Consider the following 21,583-nt stretch of genomic DNA (forward strand, 5'->3'; position numbering starts at 1 on the left):
CCCTCCCCGGCTCCCCGCGTCACGTATTCACCCCGCCCATGCGCTTTCCCTTCTCCGTCCTGGCCATTTTGCTTCCAAGCCTCCTTCCGCTGGTGCTCATCGCACAGACCAACGGTATCCGGTGCAACAGCACATCGTCCGTATCCCCCGCCATACTACGGGCGGCTCAGGGATACAGCGGCCATCGGGACGGCACGCGCTATGTGAAGATCAAGGCCATCATCGGCTCGCAGGAGGGGCCGGGCGGCGATGCCAGCACACCCAGCATCGTGCAGCGCGATATCGATGGCATGAACGCGCTCTACGCGCAGAACAACACGGGCATCCAATTCGAACTGTGCGGTCCGGTGCAAGTGGTGGACAACTACAACCTCTTCGCACTGTGGAGCCTGGATCCCGCGGCCTTGAACCCGTACTACGAGCCGGGCTACATCACGTTGGTATACGCCGCGTTGCTGCCAAACGGCCTTGCCGGTTTCAACACTGGCGACATCGTGTACCTGCACGGCGGGGGCAACATCCAGGTGGCGGCGCATGAAGTGGGGCACGCGCTCGGCCTGATGCACACGCACGATACCGTCTTGGGTGCCGAACTCGTGGACGGTAGCAATTGCGCCACCGCGGGCGACTTCATCTGCGACACGCCCGCCGACCCCGATCTCGGACTTCCCGGCATGATCGCCTATGCGGGCTGCACGTATATCGGCACTGCGCTGGACGCCAACGGCGAGGCCTACCACCCCAGCACCAGCAACATCATGAGCTACTCGCCTTGCGAACTCAGCACCTTCACCCCCGGTCAGGCCCAGGTGATGCAATACGTGCTGGACAATGTGAAGACGAACCTCCGCGTGAGCTATGTACCGATCGCCATCACGCCCTTCGATACGCGGCAATGCCACAACACGGGTTCCATCGGGCTCTCCGCCACGCCCGGTCCGGGCTCTTTCGATGGTCCGTTGGTGAGCGGCACCACCTTGAACAACGCACCGAACACGCCGGGCGAGTATTTCGTCACCTACACGCCGAGCTTGCCGCCGTTGGACAGCAGCACCTTCATCGATCAGGCGTACACGATGTACGATCAGTACCTCAGCTATCACTACACCTACACCGTGCTGGACAGTTTGGTACAGACCATTACCACCGGCGCCGATGGCCGCCTGACGCAGGTGGACTTCCTGCTGCACGACAGCCTGCCGAACAACTTCCGCCTGCGCGTCTACAGCGGTGCCGGTGCCGGTGCGGTGCTGCTGCACGAAAGCACGCTCTCCGTTCCGTGGATCGCGGACACCTCTTGGCTCTCCTTCCCTGTGACGGACCTGGTGCCCATGGCCAACGAGGCCACGAACACGCTGGAGCTCGTGGCGGACCATGCCTTCACGCAGGTCACGAGCTTCGGCGCGAACTGGGCCTACTATGACTACACGCGCGGCAGCAGCAACATCGATGCCTACCACGATGCCGCGTTCCGCACCTGGGTGCATGCGCTGCCGCCGTGCCAGAGCGCCATCCGCTATTATGAACTGTACCACGTGCCGGAGCATTACATGCTCAACATGGCCGATGCGTATTGCGCGAGCGATACGGATACCGTATGGCTAATTGGCGACGACAATGCTTCGCCCGATGCCGACATCTGGATCGAAGGCGCGCACACCAGCGCCTTTGTGCCCTCGGTCCTCGGCGAAGGCGCGCACACGTTGCAATACATCAACACGGCCTTCGATTGCACGGACACCACCGTCTCCATCATCACGATCACCGCGCCCGCGCTCGGCATCCCTGCGCTCAATGAGCCGGTGTGCCTGAATGCCGGAACCTTCGTGCTTCAGGGCGATCCGCTCGGCGGCCACATCACCGTGGACGGCGTGCGCGACAGCCTGTTGAACGCTTCCGCGCTCGGCATAGGTCCGCACTTGGCGCAGTACTACTATGAGGAAGTGCTGGACACCGTTTCCTTCACCGATCAGGCTTCCGGTCTGTCCGGCTACAGTTCCGGCGCGCAGGGCACAGCTGATGTGGGCACTGAACTGTGGCAATCGTTCACCCCGGCGTTCACCGGAAGGCTGGAGCATCTCATCATCGCGCTCTACGGGAACCAAGGTCCCTTCAGCTACGCCGTGCGCATGCTTCATGGCACCGGGCCCGATGGCCTCCTCATCGGCACGGACACGATCACCGTTGTCGGCTCCTACCCGGACATGCTCGGAAGCATCCACCCCGAGGTATTGCGTGATTCGATCTACACCATTTGGATGCAGCGCGTAGCGGACACGCTCCCTACGGCGGACCAGGTCTATTACTTCACGGATGGGACCTTCTACGCGCGGGGCACCGGGCAGTACGGCACCACGGACGATATCGACCTCTACTTCCAAGAGATCGTGTCGCATACCTACACCTGCGCCGATTCCATCGCCGTGCCGTTCACGGTGGAAGTCTGCACGGGTGTGCAGGAGTTCACGGAAGGCACGGTTCTCATTGGCCCGAACCCGTTCACCGATGTGCTCACGTTGCGCGCACGCACCGATCTGCGGTATGTGCTCTACAATGCAGTGGGTGCTGAGCTGCTCTCCGGCACAGCGCTTGGTGGGGCGATCACCATGCTGCCTACCGCGGAGTTGGCGGCAGGGTTGTACACGGTGCGTTGCACGGCGCTGGAAGGGACGGGTGCGCGTACGGTCGCGGTGGTGAAGGCGGAGTGATGATCCTGGGCGCGGCTGACCCCATGCATCCGTTGCGGATCCTGGAAAAAACTATGAGGTGGTTAACTTTCGGCTTCATCTTAAAACCCACCGACCCATGCATGCACTACTGAGCACCCTTCCGATCGCAGGCATCCTCCTGTTCGCGGCATGCGAAAATGCCGAACACGAAAAGGCCGAGCACCATGACCCCATGAATGCGATGCATGCGGAAATGATGAAGACCGATAGTGCGGCGAAGGCCCAAGAGGCAATGGTGACCGCGATCAATGACCGGTTCAACAGCAACAACATGGAAGGCATCGAGGACTTGATGACCGCCGATGTCGTGGATCATCAGATGGACCCCTCGATCAAAACCACCGGCATCCAGAGCATCAAGGACCTGTTGAACATGTACCACACGGCCTTTCCGGATGTGAAGCAGGAGATCCTCGGCATGGCCACCAAAGGTGACCGCACATATTTCCAAATTCATATGACCGGCACGAATACGGGTGCTTGGGGTGACATGCCCGCCACGGGCAAGGTCATGGACGTGATGGGCTGCGACGTGATGCGCTTTGAGAACGGCAAGGCCGCAGAGCATTGGGGATACACGGAAGAGGCCAAGATGATGATGCAGCTGGGCCTGATGCCACCGCCCGCCGCTCCGAAGAAGAAGTAGGCCACAGAAGGATATCATGACGAACGGCGGGGAGGCGACTTCCCGCCGTTCTTATTGTGCATCGGTCGCTCTTACGGCATGCACCGCAATGCCCCCTCATTCTCTGTCCTCTCCGGACCGAGCACAAGAAATGCAGAGGGAACCTGCGGGGCCAGTTCATTGCCGTCGACGTCAAAATGCCTCGCCAAACGTGAAGAAAACCCCGTTCTGATCGGTCGAGGTGCCGTAGTCGAGGCGCAATTTCACGTTGGCGTTAAGCGCGAAGCGGATACCACCTCCGTAGCTCATGCGCGCATCCTGGAAGACACCATCGGTGATGTCACCCACATCCGTGAAGGCCGCGCCGGAGAAGCGGCCATACAGGGGGAAGCGCATTTCCACCTGACCCGCGTAATACCTGCTCCCCCGGAAGCGGTTGCTGTAAAAGCCGCGCAGGGTATTGGTGCCGCCCAATGCGTAACGGAACAGGTAACTGGGGTCGCCATCGGCATAGCCACCACTGAGGCGGGCGGCCAGCACGTAGCGCGAATCGTGGATGTACCGGAAGTAGCGCAGGTCCGCGTTCACCAGCAGGGCACCGCGATCGACGCCTGCCACGTTCAGCTCCCGGGGAACGTCCTCCAGGGAAAGCTGACCGAAGAAACCCTTCTTCGTGCTGAAGGTGTTGTCCCGCGTGTCCAATTGCACGGAGGCGCCGAAGCCCAGCGTGTTTTCATCAGGGAACACCTGACCGCTGAGCTGCTCATCATCGCGGTCCTCCGCGCGCGTCTCGTGGCGGCCGCGCAGGTCGGCGAAGAGACTGGTGCTCCACGACCGGTGCAGGTCGTAAGTGAGTTTGGGCCGCAGCTGGTAGACCGATGCATAGATCTTCTCAAACACGTCGGCATTGGTGGCGCTACCCTCGCCGAAGTAGTATTGGAAATAATCCGAGAAGGACGCTGCGACGTTGAGATCGGTGCGCTTGAACAGCCCATAGCGTGTGTGGTCCACCAGCACGTTGACCTGCCCGCTAAGGATGGCCTGCACCTGACCGGAGAAGAAGCTGCCCGGCGTGCGCAGCGGAAAGCGGAAGTAGGCGCCACCAAGGATGAGCCCCAGCACCGGGTCATAGCCGATCACCGGTGATACGGCATAGTCCGAAGGGCGGATGGGGACCGGGGCCGGGGCGCTGTAGGCCAATGTGTCGCTGCGATCGAACACCAGCTTTCCATCGCTGTACGTGCGCACCACTTGCGTGTCGTAGAGCCCCATTCCATCCCTTTCGAATACGGGCCGGTCCAACACCACGAAGTCGGCCAACTGCCCGGTGGCGATGGTCCCGAAGGACTTGTCCTCGCCCAGCACGTACGCACCGTTCGCCGTGTAGGCCCGCACCGCTTCCTCCACCGTGATGGTCTTCCCTTCGGTCCCCGCTATCGGCGTTCCGTCCGGTGCGCGTCCGGTCACGTTCACGGCCATGGCCGGGAATGGATTGAGCCCGTCGATCATGGGGTAGTTCGCGAAGAGCGTATCCATGCCGTAGGGGAGGTCGCTGGTGAGCGCGCCACGCGCCATGCGCACCTTGGTCCGTGTATCGAGCAGCCGACTTGGATCAAAGGGCTCGCCACCTTCCGGATGAACGCTGGAATAGTATCGGATCAAAGCGTCCATATCAAAGGTCTGCCCGCCGATGATGGTGACGGCAAGCCCTTGATCATGGATGCGTTGCACCTGCTCCGGTGAGGCATAGCCCGCATGGTCCACCACATGCCGGTGCGGACGCAAGCGGCCCCCATACTTGGCATCTGTATCCAACAGGCGCTCAATGCCCTCCGCACCCTGCACATGGAACGCGTGGGTCTCCTGGGGGTACAGCAGGAAGATGTCCTTCAGTTGGCGGTCGTCCAAAAAGACCGTTCCTCCCGGCTCAACGGCCTGTCCGGCATCATCCGGAACGGAGAGCGACATGTCCACGAAATGCTTCATGGCATGGTAATGCACGCGCTCCAGGTCCACCCCGGAGGGGATCAGGCGCAGCTTCTTCTGGCCGAGGCCCGCCATCAGCCCCGCGGTCAGTGGGATGCGACCATAGCTGCGTGCCCGGACGCGCATCTGGAGAAGCCCATGCTTCTGCAGTTGCTGGTAGATCTTGAGGTTGTAGGGGCTGAAGGTGTTGTCGCCGATGGTGGTGATCCCATATGAGAGCGCCTTGTGTTGGGCCTTCCCGATCGCCTCTTGGATCGTGGCCGCCGAGAAATGACCGCTCACGGCCTTGTTCGCTTCCATCGCCGCCGCTTCGAACAAGTAACCCGTGAGCCGGCCGGAGGCGTCGGTCCCGATGGTGCCGTCCGTGATGCGCGTACCCGGAGTGAAACCCATGGAACGCATGGCCGCCGAGTTGGCGAGGGCCGCATGTCCGCTCTTCAGGAAGATGACAGCCGGGGTGGTCGGGAACACCTCGTCCATAAGATCGATCGGCCGTTCGATGCCCTGCAACGGCGGATAACCCAGATCGCGCCCCACATACATGCCGTCCAGCAATTCGCCCTTTGTTCCCACCATCCGTGCCTTCCAAGAGGCGGTGGTCGCCACATCGAAAAATCCGACTTGAAGCATTCCCAAGGCACCATCGATGAAATGGATGTGGCTGTCCACGATCCCCGGTATCACCGTGGCGCCCTCCAGGTCCACGCGCGATCCAAAGGCAGTGGGTCCTTCGGTCGGCGCGCCCTCTCCCACTTCTACGAAACGCCCACCCTCCACCACGAAGAAGGTAGCGAAGTGTCCGACGCTATCCGAAGTGAAGATATGTCCGTTAAAAAAGAGCGTGCGCTGCGCTTGGGCAGCGTTGCATGCCAGCAGCGTGAACCAGAATGCCGAGCGGACCGACATGGCCTTTCTTGAGGCCCGAAAATTAAATGTGGCCAAGCATCCTTGCAACGGTTCATGCCACGTAAGAACGGACGTTGAGAACCGCGCCACAATGAAGTACGCCATGCCCAAAACGTTCCGCCGAGGAACTGGTGCGACCGCCGGCCAAGGAACACCGGCGGGTAACAAGCAACACCTGCTTTAGATTATCAATCGTACTTTTGCGATGAATAGAATTCAACGAACAGCCATGCGTTCCACTTTCGCTCTTCGTAAACCTGCCAAAAGCAATACCCGCCGTTGATCCATGCGCATCCTCGTCCTTTGTACTGGCAACAGTTGCCGCAGCCAAATGGCCCAAGGCTATTTGCAACACTTCGCCGGAAAACGCGCGGAGATCTTCAGCGCCGGCGTGGAGACTCATGGCGTGAACCCGCGCGCCATCGCGGTGATGAAGGAGGACGGCATCGACATCAGCCACCACACTTCGACCAACGTTGATGAATACGCGGACATCGCCTTCGACCATGTGATCACGGTGTGCGACAATGCCCGCGAGGCCTGCCCGGTCTTCCCAAGCCACGCCGCGAAGCACCACCACAACTTCACCGACCCCGCGAAGGTGACGGGCACCGAGGAGGAAGTGATGAACGCGTTCCGCAAGGTGCGCGGGGAGATCAAGGCTTACTGCCGCGACTTCGTGGAACGGCACGTTCTCGTCCTATGAAGAAGCGCCTGAACTTCCTGGACCGCTTCCTTACGCTCTGGATCTTCGCGGCCATGGCCTTGGGCGTGGGCATCGGCTACTTCGCACCCGGTATCACGGCTTCCATCAATGACGCTTCCAGCGGCACCACGAACATCCCGCTCGCCATCGGCCTTATTCTGATGATGATCCCGCCGCTCGCCAAGGTGAACTACGCCAAGCTCGGCAGCGTGCTGAAGCATCCGCGCGTGCTGGGCACCGGCCTGTTCATGAGCTGGATCGTGGGGCCCGCGCTGATGTTCGGCCTTGCCCTGCTCTTCCTGCGCACCATGCCGGAATACTTCTCCGGTGTGATGCTCATCGCCCTCGCGCCGTGCATCGCCATGGTGCTCGTGTGGAACGACCTGGCGCAAGGCGACCGCGAACTCGCGGCCGGACTGGTGGCACTGAACAGCATCCTGCAGATCCTCTTCTACAGCAGCTACGCGTGGCTGTATGTCACCGTGCTTCCGCCGCTGTTCGGCGTGGAAGGGTACACGGTGAACGTCACCATCGGCGAGATCACGCGCACCGTGCTCATCTACTTGGGCATCCCCTTCGTCACGGGCTTCCTGCTCCGCTTCTTCCTGGTCCGCTGGAAAGGAGAGGAATGGTACACCACGCGCTTCATCCCCGCCATCGCGCCCATCACGCTCATCGCCCTGCTCTTCACCATTGTGGTGATGTTCAGCCTCAAGGGCCGCATGATCGTGGACATCCCGCTGGACGTATTCCGCGTGGCACTGCCGCTCACGCTGTTCTTCCTGCTCATGTTCCTCGGCACCTTCTTCCTGGTGAAGCGGCTCGGTGGCAGCTACAAGGAGACCACCACCCTCGCGTTCACCGCAGGCAGCAACAACTTCGAGCTCGGCATCGCCGTGGCCATCGCCGTGTTCGGGTTGAACTCCGGGCAGGCCTTCGCGGCCGTGGTAGGTCCGTTGATCGAAGTACCGGTGCTCATCGCCCTCGTACACTTCGCCTTGAAACGAATGGGACGCTTCAACTCCTGAACATGGACCCGGTACCGCATCCCTCCTCGTCCTCCGGCAAGAAGGCCTCGACAGGGACAACAACGAGCTGCCTACGTTGGTACTTGTCGATGTGAACTAAGCCAGAGCGGCCTTCAGCTTCACCGCCTTCTTCTTCACCGGACGTTCCACCTTCTCGATGGTGCCGTTCTTCTTGCCCATCATACGCCCCCACTTGGCGATCTCCTCCAACAGCGGCAGCAGTGTGCGGCCGTGCGGCGTGAGGCTGTATTCCACACGTGGTGGCACTTCGGCGTGCACTTTCCGGCTCACGAAGCCGTCCTTCTCCAATTGGCGCAATTGCAAAGAGAGCATCTTCTCGGTGATGCCCGGGATCGATCTGCGCAGTTCGCTGAAGCGCTTCTTGTCCTTGCGCAGGTACCATAGCACGATGGTCTTCCACTTGCCGCCCACCATCTCCATGGTGACGTCCAATGCGCAGTGATAGACCTGCCCGTTCATGCGGATCCTGTATTCGTTGCCGTCGATGATCATGGTGTTGAAAACTTATGGTCGGATCGCCGCCCTTATCCGGTGCCGAAACCGGCGCGCATAGCAGGCACTATCCTTCGTGACAGTACTTGTTGAAAGTATACAGGCCGGTCATCTTTGCAGCGGCTAAGAAAAGGAAACCAACCCACACAACAATGAAGATCGGTGTATTCGGAACAGGCGTGGTCGGACAGACGCTCGCCGAGAAACTCGAAAGCCTGGGCCACGAGGTGGTGATGGGCACCCGCGACGTGCAGCAAAGTCTGACCCGTGCCGACAAGGACAGCTTCGGTCGTCCGCCACTGAAGGACTGGCTGGCACAGCACTCCGCAGTGAAGCTTGCCACCCATGCGGAAGCGGCGGCACACGGAGCATTGCTGGTGAACGCAACGAACGGTATGGGCACATTGGACGCCTTGAAGCTCGCTGGTGAGAAGAACCTGAACGGCAAGGTGCTGCTCGACATCTCAAACCCGTTGGACTTTTCGAAGGGAATGCCACCAACGCTCTTCGTGTGCAACACCGATTCGTTGGCCGAACAGATCCAGCGCGCCTATCCGCAACTGAAGGTGGTGAAGAGCCTGAACACGCTGAACGCCTACCTGATGGTCGCACCGCGCATGCTGTCGGAGGACCACAGCATCTTCCTTAGCGGCAACGATCCGGATGCCAAGAACGACGTGCGCGGTATCCTGCGCTCCTTCGGTTGGAAGGATAGCGAGATGATCGACCTTGGTGACGTCACCACCGCGCGCGGCACCGAGCAGTTGTTGCCGATCTGGGTGCGGCTGTGGGGCGCACTGCAGAACCCGATGTTCAACTTCAAGATCGTGATGGGGCCGGCGCCGAAGGCGTGACCTCGGGATAACACCAGCTTCCGGACCCGTACTATTTTTGGTCCGACCACGAACATACCGACCCATGCAAGAACGTCAACTTGGAAAGACAGGCCCGCACAGCTCCGCCATCGGTTTGGGCTGCATGGGCATGAGCGATCTCTACGGAGCCAGCGACGACGCCGAGAGCATTGCGACCATCCACGCGGCGCTCGATGCGGGCATCACGCTTATCGACACGGGCGACTACTACGGCATGGGCCACAATGAACTGTTGATCCGTGACGCGTTGAAGGGCCGCGACCGGTCGAAAGCCCTGATCAGCGTGAAATTCGGCGCATTACGCGATGCGGCCGGCAATTGGATCGGCATCGATGGCCGACCCGTCGCTGTGAAGAACGCGCTGGCCTATACGCTACGTCGTCTCGGTACCGATCATGTGGACATCTACCGCCTTGGCCGCACCGATCCCAATGTGCCGATCGAGGAGACCGTGGGAGCGATCGCCGACATGGTAAAGGCAGGGTACGTGCGCCACATCGGGCTTTCGGAAGCTGGCGTGGACACCATACGGCGTGCCGCAGCCACGCATCCCATCAGCGATCTGCAGATCGAGTACTCGTTGGTATCACGTGGCATCGAGGAAAGCATCCTTCCGCTCTGCCGGAAATCGGGTATCGGCGTCACGGCCTATGGCGTGCTTTCGCGCGGATTGATCAGCGGGCATTGGACGGCCGATCGCGATCTGGCCCCGGACGACTTCCGCAAGTATGCGCCGCGCTTCAGCGCAGAGAACGTGCAGCGGAACCTGGCGCTCGTTGAAGCACTGCGGAAAGTGGCGGAAGGGCGCAACGCCACCGTGGCGCAGATCGCCATTGCTTGGGTGCTATCGCGGGGCGAGGATATCGTACCCTTGGTCGGTGCGCGCCGTCGTGACCGGATGAAGGAAGCCCTTGGTGCCTTGGAGATCCAGTTGAGCGGAGCTGATCTGGCCTTGATCGAAGAGGCGGTGCCAAGCGGTGCCGCAGCAGGGGAACGCTATCCTACGCCGATGATGGCGCATCTGGACAGCGAGCGGAAGTAGGAGATCAAAGACCGGCTCCTCACCGGTCCGCTACCGGGCCAAACTGGTCGATGAACTGGCGAAGGGCCTCGCGATGAGCATACTGGATAGGAACAGACCTTGGCATAGGTCCTATACGAATACGCCGTCCGGCTCGTACTGCCTATCACATCGGACAGTCGTGCAATTGCGCGGGCATCGTGTGGAGCTTGCATCCACACCGGATCATCGCTGGGTGACAAACGTCACTTCCTATGTGCACGACCCATCGTTCATTTGCGATGGACACATGACCGCTGCACCAAAGGACTGAACGATGTTGCGCACAGCCGTTGATATTGAATACACCGAGCAAGAGGAGGAGACCGCCCGCTATGCGAAGGCGCTGGGTCATCCGGTGCGCATCCGCATCCTCAGGTTGCTGGCCAGCCGCTCGTGCTGCTATAACGGCGACCTCACCGAGGAGATCCCCATGGCACAAAGTACCATCAGCCAGCACCTAAAAGCGCTGAAGGAGGCCGGCCTCATCCAAGGCGAGATCCTTCCCCCGAAGATCAAGTACTGCATTAACAAGGAGAACTGGAAGCATGTGCAGAAGCATTTCCGCGACCTGCTCCGATAGACCAACGAACCCATGAAGACCATCAAAGTACTCGGCACCGGATGTGCCAAATGCAAGTCCACCATCGCCGCTGCGGAAGAAGCCGTACGCACCACCGGTGCGGATGCCCAAGTGATCAAGGTGGAGGACATCCAGGAGATGATGAAGTACAACATCCTCACCACGCCCGCGCTGGTGCTGGATGAAGTGGTGATGATCAAGGGCCGCGTGCCCAGCGTGGACGAGATCGCGGCCATGCTGCGCTGATCATGTTCGACTGGCTCGACCAACTTATTGCGCTGCTGGTGTACGACACCATCGGGCTTTCGTCGGAGAGCCGCTGGGGACATGCGCTGCACTTCTTCTTCTACGATTCGATCAAGATCCTGCTGCTGCTGTTCCTGATCACCTTCCTGATGGGCATCGTGAACAGCTACTTCCCGATCGACCGCATCCGCGCCTTCCTCTCGCGCAACAAGCTCTATGGGGCGGAATACCTGATGGCTTCCACCTTTGGAGCGATCACACCGTTCTGCTCGTGCAGCTCCGTACCCCTGTTCATCGGCTTCGTAAAAGGCGGCATCCCGCTGGGCGTCACCTTCGCCTTCCTCATCACCTCTCCGTTGGTGAACGAAGTGGCCATCGCCATGTTCATCGGCATGTTCGGGCTGAAGACCACCTTGATCTACGTGGCCAGCGGCATCTTGCTCGGCACGCTCGGCGGCTACGTCCTCGGCCGCTTGAAGCTGGAACCGCTGCTGAGCGACTGGACACAAGGCGTGATGCACCAAGCGCAGGAGGAAGAGGCCTTCAGCGAAGGACGGCGCACCTTCTCGCAACGCCTGCCGGAGATCACGCGGGAAGCCTTCGGCATCGTGAAGAGCGTGGTGCTGTATGTGCTCATCGGTATCGGGATCGGAGCGGCCATGCACGGGTTCATCCCCACGGGTTTCTTCGAGCAATACATCAGCAAGGGGAATCCGTTCGCGGTCCCGATCGCGGTGATCCTGGGCGTGCCGATGTATTCCAATGCGGCCGGGGTGTTGCCCATCATTCAGGTGATGGTGCAGAAAGGCGTTCCGCTCGGCACCGCCATCGCGTTCATGATGGCCGTGGTGGGCCTTTCACTCCCCGAAGGCACCTTGCTCAAGAAGGTGATGTCGTGGAAACTCATCGCCATCTTCTTCGGCACGATCACCTTCCTCATCATCGTTTCCGGCTACCTCTTCAACTTGATCCTGTGATCCGCGCACTCGTCATAGCATTGCTGTTTTCTGCGTGTTCCACAGAACCTGTTGCGGATGCGCCCGTAGCGAATGCTGCTATGGAGTGGCGCGTGGTCGACACGGACTTCAGCAAAGGACGTCTCGGCAACGAGCAGGCCGTAAGCTTCGATGATCTGGTGACCTTCCATGGGCATTGGTGCGATGGGCTCGTGGTGGGCGCGGTGGGTTTGGGCGAAGCGCTGCACACGCTGTACCCCTCGGCTCCTATCGATCGCACCGACCTGCGCATCATCAGTCGCTCCTCGCCCTGCCTCACCGATGTGGCCGTGATGCTCACCGGCGCCCGTGCCCAGTTCGGCACCTTCCAGGTGAGCGACACCATTCCGGCGCTCTACATCGTGCAACGCATCAGCGATGGAAAGACCGTTTCCGTGGCGTTGCGTCCCGGAGTGAAGCCGGAGCGCGTGGACAGTCTCGGTCGCCTCGCCGTGCAACAACTGCTCTCGCCGTGCGGATTGGATTCGTTGCAAGCCATCGAGGAGCATTTCGGAAAGGACTTGCTCGCAATGGATCCGAAGGAAGCCTTCATCATCTCCGAGATCCCTGCATTCACATGGCCCGCAGCCAGCGGACCCACCTTCACCAAGACCGACATCCTCAACAAGAACGCGCCCCGCTGCGCATCATCAACCCAAAGACCATGAAACACCTGCTCCACCTTTCAGCGCTCACACTCGGCTTGCTCTTCACAGCATGTTCGAGCAATGCGCAGCAACCCACGACCTCAACGTCCTCCGCTGTTGCCACACGGATCGATGTGATCGAATTCCACAGCGAGCACCGCTGCGAAACATGCATCAACATCGAGGCAATGGCCCGGGAGGTCCTGAACACCGGATTCGCCACACAGATGAGGGATGGCACGATCACCTTCCGCTTGGTGAACGTGGAAGAAAAGGCGAACGCGAAGATGGCCGAGGAGTTTGGCGCGTATGGCACAGCTCTCTTCCTGGATGTACATAAGAACGGCACCGACGAGAAGGTCGACCTCACCGAATGGGCCTTCATGAAAGCCAACGATGCGGTCGCGTTCAAGGCTGAGCTGACACAGAAACTGCGCTCAAAGCGCTGATGGACTGGTTGCGCGACATCGCCACGGCGCGGGAGACGCCCGCCTTGGCGGCCTTCGCTTTGGGACTGCTTACCGCAGTGAGCCCATGTCCGTTGGCCACCAACATCAGCGCCACGGCCTACATCGCACGCGAGCTGAAGTATCCGCGAGCAGCACTCGTGAGCGGTCTCCTGTACACGCTGGGTCGTGCATTCAGCTACACGGTGCTTGGTGCTGTACTTTATTGGGGCGCCAGCAAGTTCCACGTGGCGCGTTTCTTCCAAAGCAAGGGCGAGCTCTTCCTCGGTCCCATCCTCGTGCTGCTCGGCCTGGTGCTGCTCAACGTGATCAAGATCGGCAGCGGCACCGGCGGTGGTTTCCTCAACAAGCTCACGGAGCGCTTCAAGAACAAGGGACATCTCGGTGCGTTGGTGCTGGGGATGCTCTTCGCCCTGGCCTTCTGCCCATACAGCGGGGCGCTCTTCTTCGGCTCGTTGATCCCCATGACGCTCGCTCCCAACGGTGGCTTGCACTTGCCGGTGATCTTCGCCATTGGCACCGGCCTGCCCGTGCTGCTCTTCGCCGGCGTGATGGCCTATAGCGCCAACCAGCTCAGTCGCGTCTTCAACATGGTGACCCGAGTCGAGAAGGTGATGCGTGTTTTGGCGGGTTTGGCCTTCTTGATCACCGGACTTTATTACATCGGGATCTTCGCTGGTCTCTGGTAAACAACAACACGAATGGATCCACGCACCACCTCCCTCCTCGCCCTCTGGAAAGAAGGCCGCACCCGCCTCACCAACCAGCTGCCCAAGCTCACCGAAGCCGACCTGCCGAAGAAGCTCGCGCCCGGACCCAACAGCGCCGGTTTCCTGCTGCGCCACATCGGCGACGTGGAACTGCTCTTTGCGAAGAACGTGTTCGGCTTGAAAGATGTGCAGGTGCATGCCAGCACCGTGGCCAAGGGGCATGACACCGGTGAATGGACCGACTTAGCCGCATTGACCGCCTACGCGCGGGAAAGCGCCGAAGTGCTGGAACGCGCGATCGTTGCACAGACCGATGCCGACTGGGACGTGGAGATCGAAACGAAGGAGTTCGGGAAGAAGACCAAGGCGGAAGCGCTGGGGCGCATCACAACGCACACGGCCTACCACGCAGGGCAGCTGACGATGGTGGTGAAGTACGGGGCGTAGGGCTACTTTCTCAACTCGTCGCAGTGATCACAAGAAGCCTACAGGTATGTGAACCTACCTTCGGCGCTCTTGAATCAGAGGTCCCACTCGAACGCATATGACAACCACCGTGTCCGTTCGCACGATCTTCCCCTGTTCGTTGGAACGGGCGTTCAAGACCCCGATGCTTTGTGATGTCTCCAAAGTCCACACCGGCTATGGCATCATGCCCCGGGTGACGCATTGCACGGACGACGGATACTGGGGAACACCGGGTTCCAGCAAGAAGGTTTTCGTGGCCCCCTCTCCTACCCAAAAGGGCGGCTTCGCATCCGTGGACAACGTGCTTGAACGCGTGGAGAACGTCTACTGGACGATCGAGGTGAACCAGTTCCAGACGTGGATGCTGGGCTTCTCCAAGTTCGTAGGTACGTGGAGGACCACGGAGCTAGGACCGGACAGCATCCAGGTGGACTACAGCTACACGCTGCATTCGGACGTCGCGCTGCTTCAGCCTTTGAACTGGCTCTTCGCGCATACGTTCTGGAAGACTTACATGGGGCGGGTGGCAGAGAACGTAAAGCAACTGGCGATCAACGGGGAGCCTTATCGCTACGCGTAGGAACGCCCCCCTTCAATCCGATCCGGGAATATCCTCGTCCACACACAGGATGATGTCCGCTTGGCCACGGAATTCGGCATCAAGGCGGTCCAATTGCTCCGGGATCACCGTGGCGATGGTCATCACCTTCCATTCCGGGTGCGCCTGCTTCAAGTACCAAGCGATGCCTTCATGGAAGTCCGAATGAAAGGATCCGTTGAAGTTCAGGAAACGTGATCCCTTCTTCGCGTTTTGCGCGATGAAGTACGCCATGGTGGCATCCTTCAGGGCCTGGGCCTTCACCACGTCCGGGGTGCCGTGGTCGCCCAGCATCGTCAGCATCTTCATATATCCGGGCAAGTTGGGATCGAAGGGTATCGGCAAAGACGCCATCCAAGCGCGTTCCGCTGGCGGCACGGTGTCCAGGGCCTCGAAGCCACCCCTGCTCACCGCACGGGCATATCGCCGCGGCACATTGGTGGCGATGAACGGCAAGTTCTTCTCCTTGGCCAGGTCCACCAATGCGGCGTAGTCCGTGGCGTGGTTCGGCCACAGGCATGCGAGCGTATCGAAGGCGGCCTGGTCGATCTCCCCGCGCAGGTAGCGGTCCAGCACGGTCTGGTCGTCGGCCTCGATCATCTCGGCGCCCATCACCAGCGGGCCGCGCGCAGCAAGCTCCTGTGCAACCACCAGCTCCAGCCAATGCGCGATCGGGTTGTTGTGCTGTTCGCCGAAGAGCACCACGTCGGCATCGGACACCGTGCGCAGGAATTTTTTGTGTGAGATCTTTTTGCCGTTCGCATTGAAGAGGGCGTAGGCCGGAAGCACCTGCGCACTTGCTGCGCCCACCAGCAGGAAGGCTGCAATGAGGCTCGGGACCCGGCCCATCGGACCGGAATGGAAGGGCTTGCTCATGGAACGAAGTAACGTGATCCCACCTACAGTCGTTGGTCGATGCGTGCGTTCACTCCTTTACAAAGCGACAGTTCAGCATCTGGTTACCGGCCTGGACGCGGATCATGTAGGCACCTTGAGGCACGGCGGATACATCCACGCCGCGCAGCCCGGTAGTGGCATCCTGTTGACTACGCACGGTCCGGCCCAAGGCGTCCAGCAGTACAATGTCCACTGCGCCACTGAATGCGGAGAGGTCCAAGGTGATGTGATCCTTGGCCGGGTTGGGATAAACGGAGAGTTGCCCGGTCGCTGATGCATCCACTACTCCCGTGCCCACATCCTGCCAGCGCGTGAGAAAGAGATGGTAGCCCTGCGCCGGGAATTCGATGCCGCCTAGGTGCAAGGTGTCGTACGCGAAGCCCAGCATATAGACCGCATCGTTCCCGAACGTGGCTATGCTCTGCACGGCCTGTGCGTGGTTACTCTCATCACCGGTCACCATTTGCTGAGTTCGTCCGGCCGCGTCCACACGACGGAAATACAATTCCTGCCCCGGGATGGCGGCATTGGTGTACACCTCATTGCCCCAGCTGAGGTTTCCGCGTGAAAAGCCACCTTGCCATACGCCACCGTCCGGGTGCAGCACCAGCTCCCGCCCGTAGGCACGTGACGCATCCCCCAAGGTATTGCCGGGGACCGGCTCATTCAGCCAGGTGACCGTTCCGGCGGTGTCCATTTGCACCAGGAACTCGCCATAGACCCAAGCGGGATCCGTGACGGTGAAAGATCCAACTTCCGCAGGAATGCTGGCATCCGCGCTGAAGTAGGCGTTGCCGGCATTGTCCAGTTCCACGCTGGGCCTCGGGCAGGTGATGTCATGCACGATCAGGTGGTTTTCCAACGTGCCCTCGGCCGTGAAGGTGGCCAGAAGAAGGGTGTAGTCCGGAAAGGGATTGCTGATCGTCATGCCGTTGAGGTCCGCGCTCTGGTCCAGACAGGAACCCGCGATGGCCACCGATCCGGATGCGTTCACAGCAATATCAGAGAGCAGGCCGACACCGTCCAATGGCCAAGTTCCCAGTGGATTCCCGTCCGCATCCACTTGGGCCACCACCGAGTTCTGGAAATCCCATGCGGCGATGTACAAGACGCCGTCGGCACCCACCGCCAAGGCCTGCACACTGCTCAGCCCCAACTCGGCCGCGTCCTTCACCCAGGTCACCGTGCCGTCCAGTTCCATGCGGCATACGAAATGCCCGATGGACTCAACCTGTCCCACCGTGCTGAGCAGGGCATGACCGGGGAAGCGCAAACTGTCCAAGTATGGACCGATGACATAGAAGGACCCGTCATCTGCGACCATGTCCGCAGCCCCGGCGACCGCGGGGAAGACCACGCTCACAAGCGGCTGGCCATCCGCATCAAAAACCTGCCAGGACAGATCTCCCAATATCTGACTGCTCCAAAAGGTGATGTCGCCCGCCGGGCCGAACACCGCCGCTTGTCCTTGGTCGTCAACCGCCAACGAAAGGCTCGTGAAGACCGCATTGTTCGGAACGTCCATGTCCAGTGGGGTGAACCAGTCCAACGTCTGGCCTTGCGCCAAGACCGGAAAGAAAGCGAGAATAACAAGCGTGCGAAAATGATGCTTCATGGTGATGGGACGTGCGTGATCCGTAATTCGCTGCCTGACACCCGTCCGGTATGAAAAAGCCGGGATATCCGGGCCATTGTCAAAGGACGGCATGGGCCGGGCAGTCCGTACGGCCCCCCGGTCCGGCCGAATTCTGGATCCACGCGGCTTAGGCGGGCCGAAGACCATGTCCTGGATCCAGCATCAAGTGCTCAGGTCAACCCGTACACCACTGCGCAAGCGATCGCGATCAACGCGATCTGCACCAGCAGTGACCAGGCCGCTGCCCGTGGCTCTTTCGGGAGCCATTTCACCGCAAAAAGTACGATGATGGGGATTTGCAATATGATCAGCAACTGGAAGATGTGCGCGGCAGTGCCTTCATCCGCCTCGGAGGTGGTGCCATAGATCAGCGCATGGCCCGCCACCATGGCAATGGCGATCATGGACATCAGGATCGGAACAAATACTCCGGGGCGGGTGAGCGGGATGGTCTTCATAGTAGGATGTGGACATGGTCCGTGATGCTAAGTTAACGTCGATCCTTATTGGATGTTTTCTTGCATGATCCCATGCGCGGCCCTACCCGTTATTGTGGGCGGCTGATGCCGTGCACTTAACGATCGTGAAGAAGTGGTGCGCGGCCAGCTGTCTTCAATTTCTTTGGTCACTGATAAAACCGGTCGCGAGGCCAAGATCCACGGGATCCTAACTTCACCGATCCAGGATCCAGATCCGTATAAGTCAAAACCATCCGTCCCCCATGAACGAAGCCATCCGCGCCCTCGAACCCAAAGCCCTCTGGAACCACTTTGCCGACCTGAACGCGGTGCCGCGACCGAGCAAGAAGGAGGAACGTGTTATCCAATTCATCAAGGAATTCGGGGAGAAGCTCGGGCTGCCCACGCAGGTGGACCAGGCCGGCAACGTGATCATCAAAAAGCCCGGCACCAAAGGCAAGGAGAAGGAAACGCCGGTGGCCTTGCAGAGCCACCTGGACATGGTGCATCAGAAGAACAACGACACGCAGTTCAACTTCGACACCGACGGCATCAAGATGAAGGTGGAAGGCGATTGGGTGAAGGCCGATGGCACCACCCTGGGCGCGGACAACGGTATCGGCGTGGCCAGTATCATGGCCCTCTTGGAGTCGAAGGACATTCCCCACCCGCCCTTGGAGGCGCTCTTCACCATCGATGAGGAGACCGGCATGACCGGCGCTTTCGAGCTGAAGGGCGGATTGCTGGACGCGCACATCCTGCTGAATTTGGACACCGAGGAGGACAATGAGCTCACCATCGGTTGTGCCGGTGGCGTGGACGTGACCGCTACGGGCACCTACGCCGGTGAAGCCGCTCCGAAAGGCATTAAAGGCTATCGCCTAAAAATAGAAGGCTTGACCGGCGGGCATTCCGGCACGGAGATCCACATCGGACGGGGCAACGCGAACAAGCTGATGAACCGGATCCTGCTCGAGAACGAGGGGCACGGCATCCGCGTCTCCACCATCGAGGGCGGCAGCCTTCGGAACGCGATCCCGCGCGAAAGTGTCGCCAGCATCGGCGTGCCTACGGACAAGGTGGATGCCTTCACCAAGGATTTCGAGAAACTCCGCGACACATTGAAGTCGGAGTATGGCACCACCGATCCGGAACTGAAGATCGGGATGGCACCGGCGGACCTGAACGGCAAGGTGATGGCCACCGCCGACCAAGGCCGTTTTCTGCGCGCGGTGCAGGCCTGCCCGGGCGGCATCTACCGCTTGAGCCCCGATGTGGAGGACCTGGTGCAGACCAGCAACAACGTGGCCCGCATCGAACTGAAGGACGGCAACTGGACCGTGATGTGCCTTACCCGCGGCTCGGTGGACAGCGAGAAGATGGACGAGGCCAACAGCATCAAGGCCGTCTTCGAACTGATCGATGCCAAGGTGGAATTCACCGGTGCCTACCCCGGCTGGACGCCCCGCCCCGATGCCAAGATCGTGAAGCTGATGGCCGACATCTACCGGGAACGTTTCAAGAGCGAGCCGCATGTGCTTGCTTGCCACGCCGGCCTGGAATGTGGCATCCTCGGCACCAACTATCCGAAGATGGAGATGATCTCCTTCGGCCCAACCATCCGTGGCCCGCACTCGCCCGATGAGCGGGTGCAGATCAGCTCGGTGCAGAAGTACTGGGGTTTCCTGTTGGAGACGTTGGAGCGGATCTGAAGGAGCGGATCAAGCAACGGGTGATCTACAGCTTTTGGGCTTTGGATAATAATATTTTCTCCCGAGCGAGAAGAACAAAAGACGAAGGAATCGCCTTATCACTCCAATAGAAGAGTGTGTCGTTCGCCGGATCTGGTCGTCAACGTGAGCACATAAAGGCCTATGCTTTTCGGGACTTTGTCCAGCACAACGTGTCTATGGCCGGCTGCATGCTGCGGATCTTCGACCGTGAAGATCGATCGCCCTTGTGTGTCGTACAGATCCAATTGCACGCTGCCAGGCCTATCCAATGAATAGGAGACCGATAGCGATCCATCCGCATTCCGATACCACGATGCTTCGCTCAAGTCTTGTTCAATATCCGGAATGCCGGTATAGGATCCGCGCATGAACCTCATCACCAGGGCCTCCCGGGGGCCGGTGGCTGAGGTGCCCGCCATCCCGCAAACAAGGACTTTCCCATCATCCTGGATATTCATCGAGTACACCGCAGTGCGTTCCTGTTGGTTGATGGACATGGCGACCTTACCATATGTGCCGAACTGGGTATCCAACACCCCTGTCGGGAGATAGCGCGATATCGCAACTCCCACATCCGTCGGTTGGTAATCAAGAAGATTCCCCACGGCGATGATCTTTCCATCCGGGTCCTCCCCAAGGCGCCTGATCCACGAGGAATAGCCACTGAAGGCCGTGGTTACCTTGCCGCTGCCGCCCCATGTCTGATCGAGTGAACCGTTAGGGTCAAAGCGGACCAGGGCGAACCGGCTAAGTGGAAATCCAAATTGCCCTCCTACCAATATATCCCCATCCCCCATCACTATTACGGAATTGGCGAAAGCATCCTGGTCTGTTTGGCCTTCTTCCCTGATTCCACCAGTGCCGAAGGAAGGATCCAAGGCACCATTTCCCAAGAGCCTTAGCACAAGGAATCTTCCCCAAGTACCAAAATGGGACCCGGCCGCCACGATCTTGCCATCGGGTTGTAGCGTAATGGCGTCAACGACACCACCCGATCCGCCCGGATATACCTCCACGCATCCATTGCTGCCAAATGTGCTGTCCAACCCTCCATCGGTATTGTACCTCGTGATCAGGCCCTCATGATAATAGTAGCTTCCAAAACGTGCCCGCCCACCCGTAATGATCTTGCCATCAGGTTGGATCACAAGGCAGGTCGTACTGCATGGTTTTGGGAACAGGTTCCTGATCACTACACCGTTCATCCCGAAGGTGCTGTCCACCGCGCCATCGGGCATGAAGCGCATCAGGATCTGTGCGGCCCCCATCTGCATATTTTGTCCTTGGGTGCCTGCCACCACGATACGACCATCGGATTGAAGGGCTACCCCTGTAAAAGTGATCGTATCCAGCGTAGAGGTAACGATGCCTTGCTCACCGAAACCGGTGTCAAGGTTGCCAGCGGGAGTAAAGCGCAGCACATAGGAACGCCAATTATCCACATCGAATGCCGAGCTGACCGCGACTATCTTTCCATCCGGTTGAAGCGTCATGCACCGTACCGCACTTTCGCCGGATCCATAGTTTTGGATGCTAATACCGTTGCCGTGAAATGCCGTGTCCAATGCACCTGGCTGGGCAATTGCCATCGGGCCGATAAGGAAAAAAGGCATCATTCGCAGGGAGCGGACTATTTTTAGCATGACCATCGTGTTGATCCAACCAAAGTAGGGATAACGCCGAATCATGGAATCGAATTGGTTGAAGATGTTTAGTT

At 59.8% G+C, this 21,583-nt stretch carries 21 protein-coding genes; 15 read left to right on the forward strand and 6 right to left on the reverse strand.

The window, feature by feature from the left end:
• Positions 1 to 38 precede the first annotated feature (38 nt).
• Positions 39 to 2,708 (forward strand): hypothetical protein, encoded by a 2,670-nt coding sequence (locus IPP95_03125; protein ID QQS73239.1) that lies wholly within the window; start codon positions 39 to 41, stop codon positions 2,706 to 2,708.
• Between the two features lie 97 nt (positions 2,709 to 2,805).
• Positions 2,806 to 3,375: an ester cyclase gene (locus IPP95_03130; GenBank protein QQS73240.1), complete on the forward strand. Its 570-nt coding sequence runs from the start codon at positions 2,806 to 2,808 to the stop codon at positions 3,373 to 3,375.
• Positions 3,376 to 3,546: 171 nt separating this feature from the next.
• Here the strand turns inward: IPP95_03130 and IPP95_03135 are convergent, their stop codons facing one another.
• The gene (locus tag IPP95_03135; protein ID QQS73241.1) at positions 3,547 to 6,246 is read right to left on the reverse strand and encodes an amidohydrolase family protein; all 2,700 of its coding nucleotides are present in this window, start codon (positions 6,244 to 6,246) and stop codon (positions 3,547 to 3,549) included.
• Between the two features lie 286 nt (positions 6,247 to 6,532).
• On the opposite strand from IPP95_03135, the gene IPP95_03140 reads away from it, so the two are divergent.
• Positions 6,533 to 6,952, forward strand: coding sequence for an arsenate reductase ArsC (locus tag IPP95_03140; GenBank protein QQS73242.1), 420 nt, complete (start codon positions 6,533 to 6,535; stop codon positions 6,950 to 6,952).
• A complete protein-coding gene (gene arsB, locus IPP95_03145) occupies positions 6,949 to 7,980 on the forward strand; it encodes an ACR3 family arsenite efflux transporter (GenBank protein ID QQS73243.1) in 1,032 nt (343 codons plus the stop codon). Before IPP95_03140 ends, arsB begins: the two co-directional genes overlap by 4 nt.
• Positions 7,981 to 8,076: 96 nt before the next feature.
• On the opposite strand, the gene IPP95_03150 is transcribed toward arsB, so the two are convergent.
• Positions 8,077 to 8,493 (reverse strand): helix-turn-helix transcriptional regulator, encoded by a 417-nt coding sequence (locus tag IPP95_03150; GenBank protein QQS73244.1) that lies wholly within the window; start codon positions 8,491 to 8,493, stop codon positions 8,077 to 8,079.
• 152 nt (positions 8,494 to 8,645) lie between these two features.
• On the opposite strand from IPP95_03150, the gene IPP95_03155 reads away from it, so the two are divergent.
• The 10 genes from IPP95_03155 to IPP95_03200 all read left to right on the forward strand — a co-directional run bounded on the left by IPP95_03155 (position 8,646) and on the right by IPP95_03200 (position 15,124).
• Positions 8,646 to 9,347, forward strand: a complete 702-nt coding sequence (locus tag IPP95_03155; protein ID QQS73245.1) for an NAD(P)-binding domain-containing protein — start codon at positions 8,646 to 8,648, stop codon at positions 9,345 to 9,347.
• Between the two features lie 64 nt (positions 9,348 to 9,411).
• A complete protein-coding gene (locus tag IPP95_03160; GenBank protein ID QQS73246.1) occupies positions 9,412 to 10,410 on the forward strand; it encodes an aldo/keto reductase in 999 nt (332 codons plus the stop codon).
• Between the two features lie 295 nt (positions 10,411 to 10,705).
• Positions 10,706 to 11,011, forward strand: coding sequence for a winged helix-turn-helix transcriptional regulator (locus IPP95_03165; protein ID QQS73247.1), 306 nt, complete (start codon positions 10,706 to 10,708; stop codon positions 11,009 to 11,011).
• 12 nt (positions 11,012 to 11,023) lie between these two features.
• Positions 11,024 to 11,257 carry a TM0996/MTH895 family glutaredoxin-like protein gene (locus IPP95_03170; protein QQS73248.1) on the forward strand — a complete coding sequence of 78 codons (234 nt, stop codon included), beginning with the start codon at positions 11,024 to 11,026 and terminating at the stop codon, positions 11,255 to 11,257.
• 2 nt (positions 11,258 to 11,259) lie between these two features.
• Positions 11,260 to 12,234 carry a permease gene (locus IPP95_03175; protein QQS73249.1) on the forward strand — a complete coding sequence of 325 codons (975 nt, stop codon included), beginning with the start codon at positions 11,260 to 11,262 and terminating at the stop codon, positions 12,232 to 12,234.
• A complete protein-coding gene (locus IPP95_03180; GenBank protein ID QQS73250.1) occupies positions 12,231 to 12,920 on the forward strand; it encodes a formylmethanofuran dehydrogenase subunit E family protein in 690 nt (229 codons plus the stop codon). Before IPP95_03175 ends, IPP95_03180 begins: the two co-directional genes overlap by 4 nt.
• Positions 12,917 to 13,348, forward strand: a complete 432-nt coding sequence (locus tag IPP95_03185) for a hypothetical protein (GenBank protein QQS73251.1) — start codon at positions 12,917 to 12,919, stop codon at positions 13,346 to 13,348. Before IPP95_03180 ends, IPP95_03185 begins: the two co-directional genes overlap by 4 nt.
• Positions 13,348 to 14,055 carry a sulfite exporter TauE/SafE family protein gene (locus IPP95_03190; protein QQS73252.1) on the forward strand — a complete coding sequence of 236 codons (708 nt, stop codon included), beginning with the start codon at positions 13,348 to 13,350 and terminating at the stop codon, positions 14,053 to 14,055. Before IPP95_03185 ends, IPP95_03190 begins: the two co-directional genes overlap by 1 nt.
• A gap of 12 nt (positions 14,056 to 14,067) precedes the next feature.
• Complete coding sequence (locus IPP95_03195; protein ID QQS73253.1) at positions 14,068 to 14,523, forward strand: DinB family protein; 456 nt, start codon at positions 14,068 to 14,070, stop codon at positions 14,521 to 14,523.
• Between the two features lie 109 nt (positions 14,524 to 14,632).
• Positions 14,633 to 15,124, forward strand: a complete 492-nt coding sequence (locus IPP95_03200; protein QQS73254.1) for a hypothetical protein — start codon at positions 14,633 to 14,635, stop codon at positions 15,122 to 15,124.
• A 12-nt stretch (positions 15,125 to 15,136) separates the two neighbouring features.
• On the opposite strand, the gene IPP95_03205 is transcribed toward IPP95_03200, so the two are convergent.
• The 3 genes from IPP95_03205 to IPP95_03215 form a co-directional block, all read right to left on the reverse strand.
• Complete coding sequence (locus tag IPP95_03205) at positions 15,137 to 15,991, reverse strand: ChaN family lipoprotein (GenBank protein ID QQS74180.1); 855 nt, start codon at positions 15,989 to 15,991, stop codon at positions 15,137 to 15,139.
• A 76-nt stretch (positions 15,992 to 16,067) separates the two neighbouring features.
• Positions 16,068 to 17,606: a T9SS type A sorting domain-containing protein gene (locus tag IPP95_03210; protein ID QQS73255.1), complete on the reverse strand. Its 1,539-nt coding sequence runs from the start codon at positions 17,604 to 17,606 to the stop codon at positions 16,068 to 16,070.
• 239 nt (positions 17,607 to 17,845) lie between these two features.
• Positions 17,846 to 18,133: a hypothetical protein gene (locus tag IPP95_03215; protein QQS73256.1), complete on the reverse strand. Its 288-nt coding sequence runs from the start codon at positions 18,131 to 18,133 to the stop codon at positions 17,846 to 17,848.
• 263 nt (positions 18,134 to 18,396) lie between these two features.
• Between IPP95_03215 and IPP95_03220 the strand changes: the two genes are divergently transcribed.
• Positions 18,397 to 19,845: an aminoacyl-histidine dipeptidase gene (locus IPP95_03220; protein ID QQS73257.1), complete on the forward strand. Its 1,449-nt coding sequence runs from the start codon at positions 18,397 to 18,399 to the stop codon at positions 19,843 to 19,845.
• Positions 19,846 to 19,943: 98 nt separating this feature from the next.
• Here the strand turns inward: IPP95_03220 and IPP95_03225 are convergent, their stop codons facing one another.
• Positions 19,944 to 21,554 carry a hypothetical protein gene (locus IPP95_03225; protein ID QQS73258.1) on the reverse strand — a complete coding sequence of 537 codons (1,611 nt, stop codon included), beginning with the start codon at positions 21,552 to 21,554 and terminating at the stop codon, positions 19,944 to 19,946.
• Positions 21,555 to 21,583: the final 29 nt, after the last annotated feature.

The sequence above is a fragment of the Flavobacteriales bacterium genome (genome assembly GCA_016700415.1).
Lineage (GTDB): Bacteria > Bacteroidota > Bacteroidia > Flavobacteriales_F > PHOS-HE28 > PHOS-HE28.

Excerpts from the sequence above, each read along its gene's own strand:
- IPP95_03125 (QQS73239.1), top strand. The coding sequence starts at position 39 with ATGCGCTTTCCCTTCTCCGTCCTGGCCATTTTGCTTCCAAGCCTCCTT.
- IPP95_03130 (QQS73240.1), top strand. The coding sequence starts at position 2,806 with ATGCATGCACTACTGAGCACCCTTCCGATCGCAGGCATCCTCCTGTTC.
- IPP95_03135 (QQS73241.1), bottom strand. The coding sequence starts at position 6,246 with ATGTCGGTCCGCTCGGCATTCTGGTTCACGCTGCTGGCATGCAACGCT.
- IPP95_03140 (QQS73242.1), top strand. The coding sequence starts at position 6,533 with ATGCGCATCCTCGTCCTTTGTACTGGCAACAGTTGCCGCAGCCAAATG.
- arsB (QQS73243.1), top strand. The coding sequence starts at position 6,949 with ATGAAGAAGCGCCTGAACTTCCTGGACCGCTTCCTTACGCTCTGGATC.
- IPP95_03150 (QQS73244.1), bottom strand. The coding sequence starts at position 8,493 with ATGATCATCGACGGCAACGAATACAGGATCCGCATGAACGGGCAGGTC.
- IPP95_03155 (QQS73245.1), top strand. The coding sequence starts at position 8,646 with ATGAAGATCGGTGTATTCGGAACAGGCGTGGTCGGACAGACGCTCGCC.
- IPP95_03160 (QQS73246.1), top strand. The coding sequence starts at position 9,412 with ATGCAAGAACGTCAACTTGGAAAGACAGGCCCGCACAGCTCCGCCATC.
- IPP95_03165 (QQS73247.1), top strand. The coding sequence starts at position 10,706 with ATGTTGCGCACAGCCGTTGATATTGAATACACCGAGCAAGAGGAGGAG.
- IPP95_03170 (QQS73248.1), top strand. The coding sequence starts at position 11,024 with ATGAAGACCATCAAAGTACTCGGCACCGGATGTGCCAAATGCAAGTCC.
- IPP95_03175 (QQS73249.1), top strand. The coding sequence starts at position 11,260 with ATGTTCGACTGGCTCGACCAACTTATTGCGCTGCTGGTGTACGACACC.
- IPP95_03185 (QQS73251.1), top strand. The coding sequence starts at position 12,917 with ATGAAACACCTGCTCCACCTTTCAGCGCTCACACTCGGCTTGCTCTTC.
- IPP95_03190 (QQS73252.1), top strand. The coding sequence starts at position 13,348 with ATGGACTGGTTGCGCGACATCGCCACGGCGCGGGAGACGCCCGCCTTG.
- IPP95_03195 (QQS73253.1), top strand. The coding sequence starts at position 14,068 with ATGGATCCACGCACCACCTCCCTCCTCGCCCTCTGGAAAGAAGGCCGC.
- IPP95_03205 (QQS74180.1), bottom strand. The coding sequence starts at position 15,991 with ATGGGCCGGGTCCCGAGCCTCATTGCAGCCTTCCTGCTGGTGGGCGCA.
- IPP95_03215 (QQS73256.1), bottom strand. The coding sequence starts at position 18,133 with ATGAAGACCATCCCGCTCACCCGCCCCGGAGTATTTGTTCCGATCCTG.
- IPP95_03220 (QQS73257.1), top strand. The coding sequence starts at position 18,397 with ATGAACGAAGCCATCCGCGCCCTCGAACCCAAAGCCCTCTGGAACCAC.
- IPP95_03225 (QQS73258.1), bottom strand. The coding sequence starts at position 21,554 with ATGATTCGGCGTTATCCCTACTTTGGTTGGATCAACACGATGGTCATG.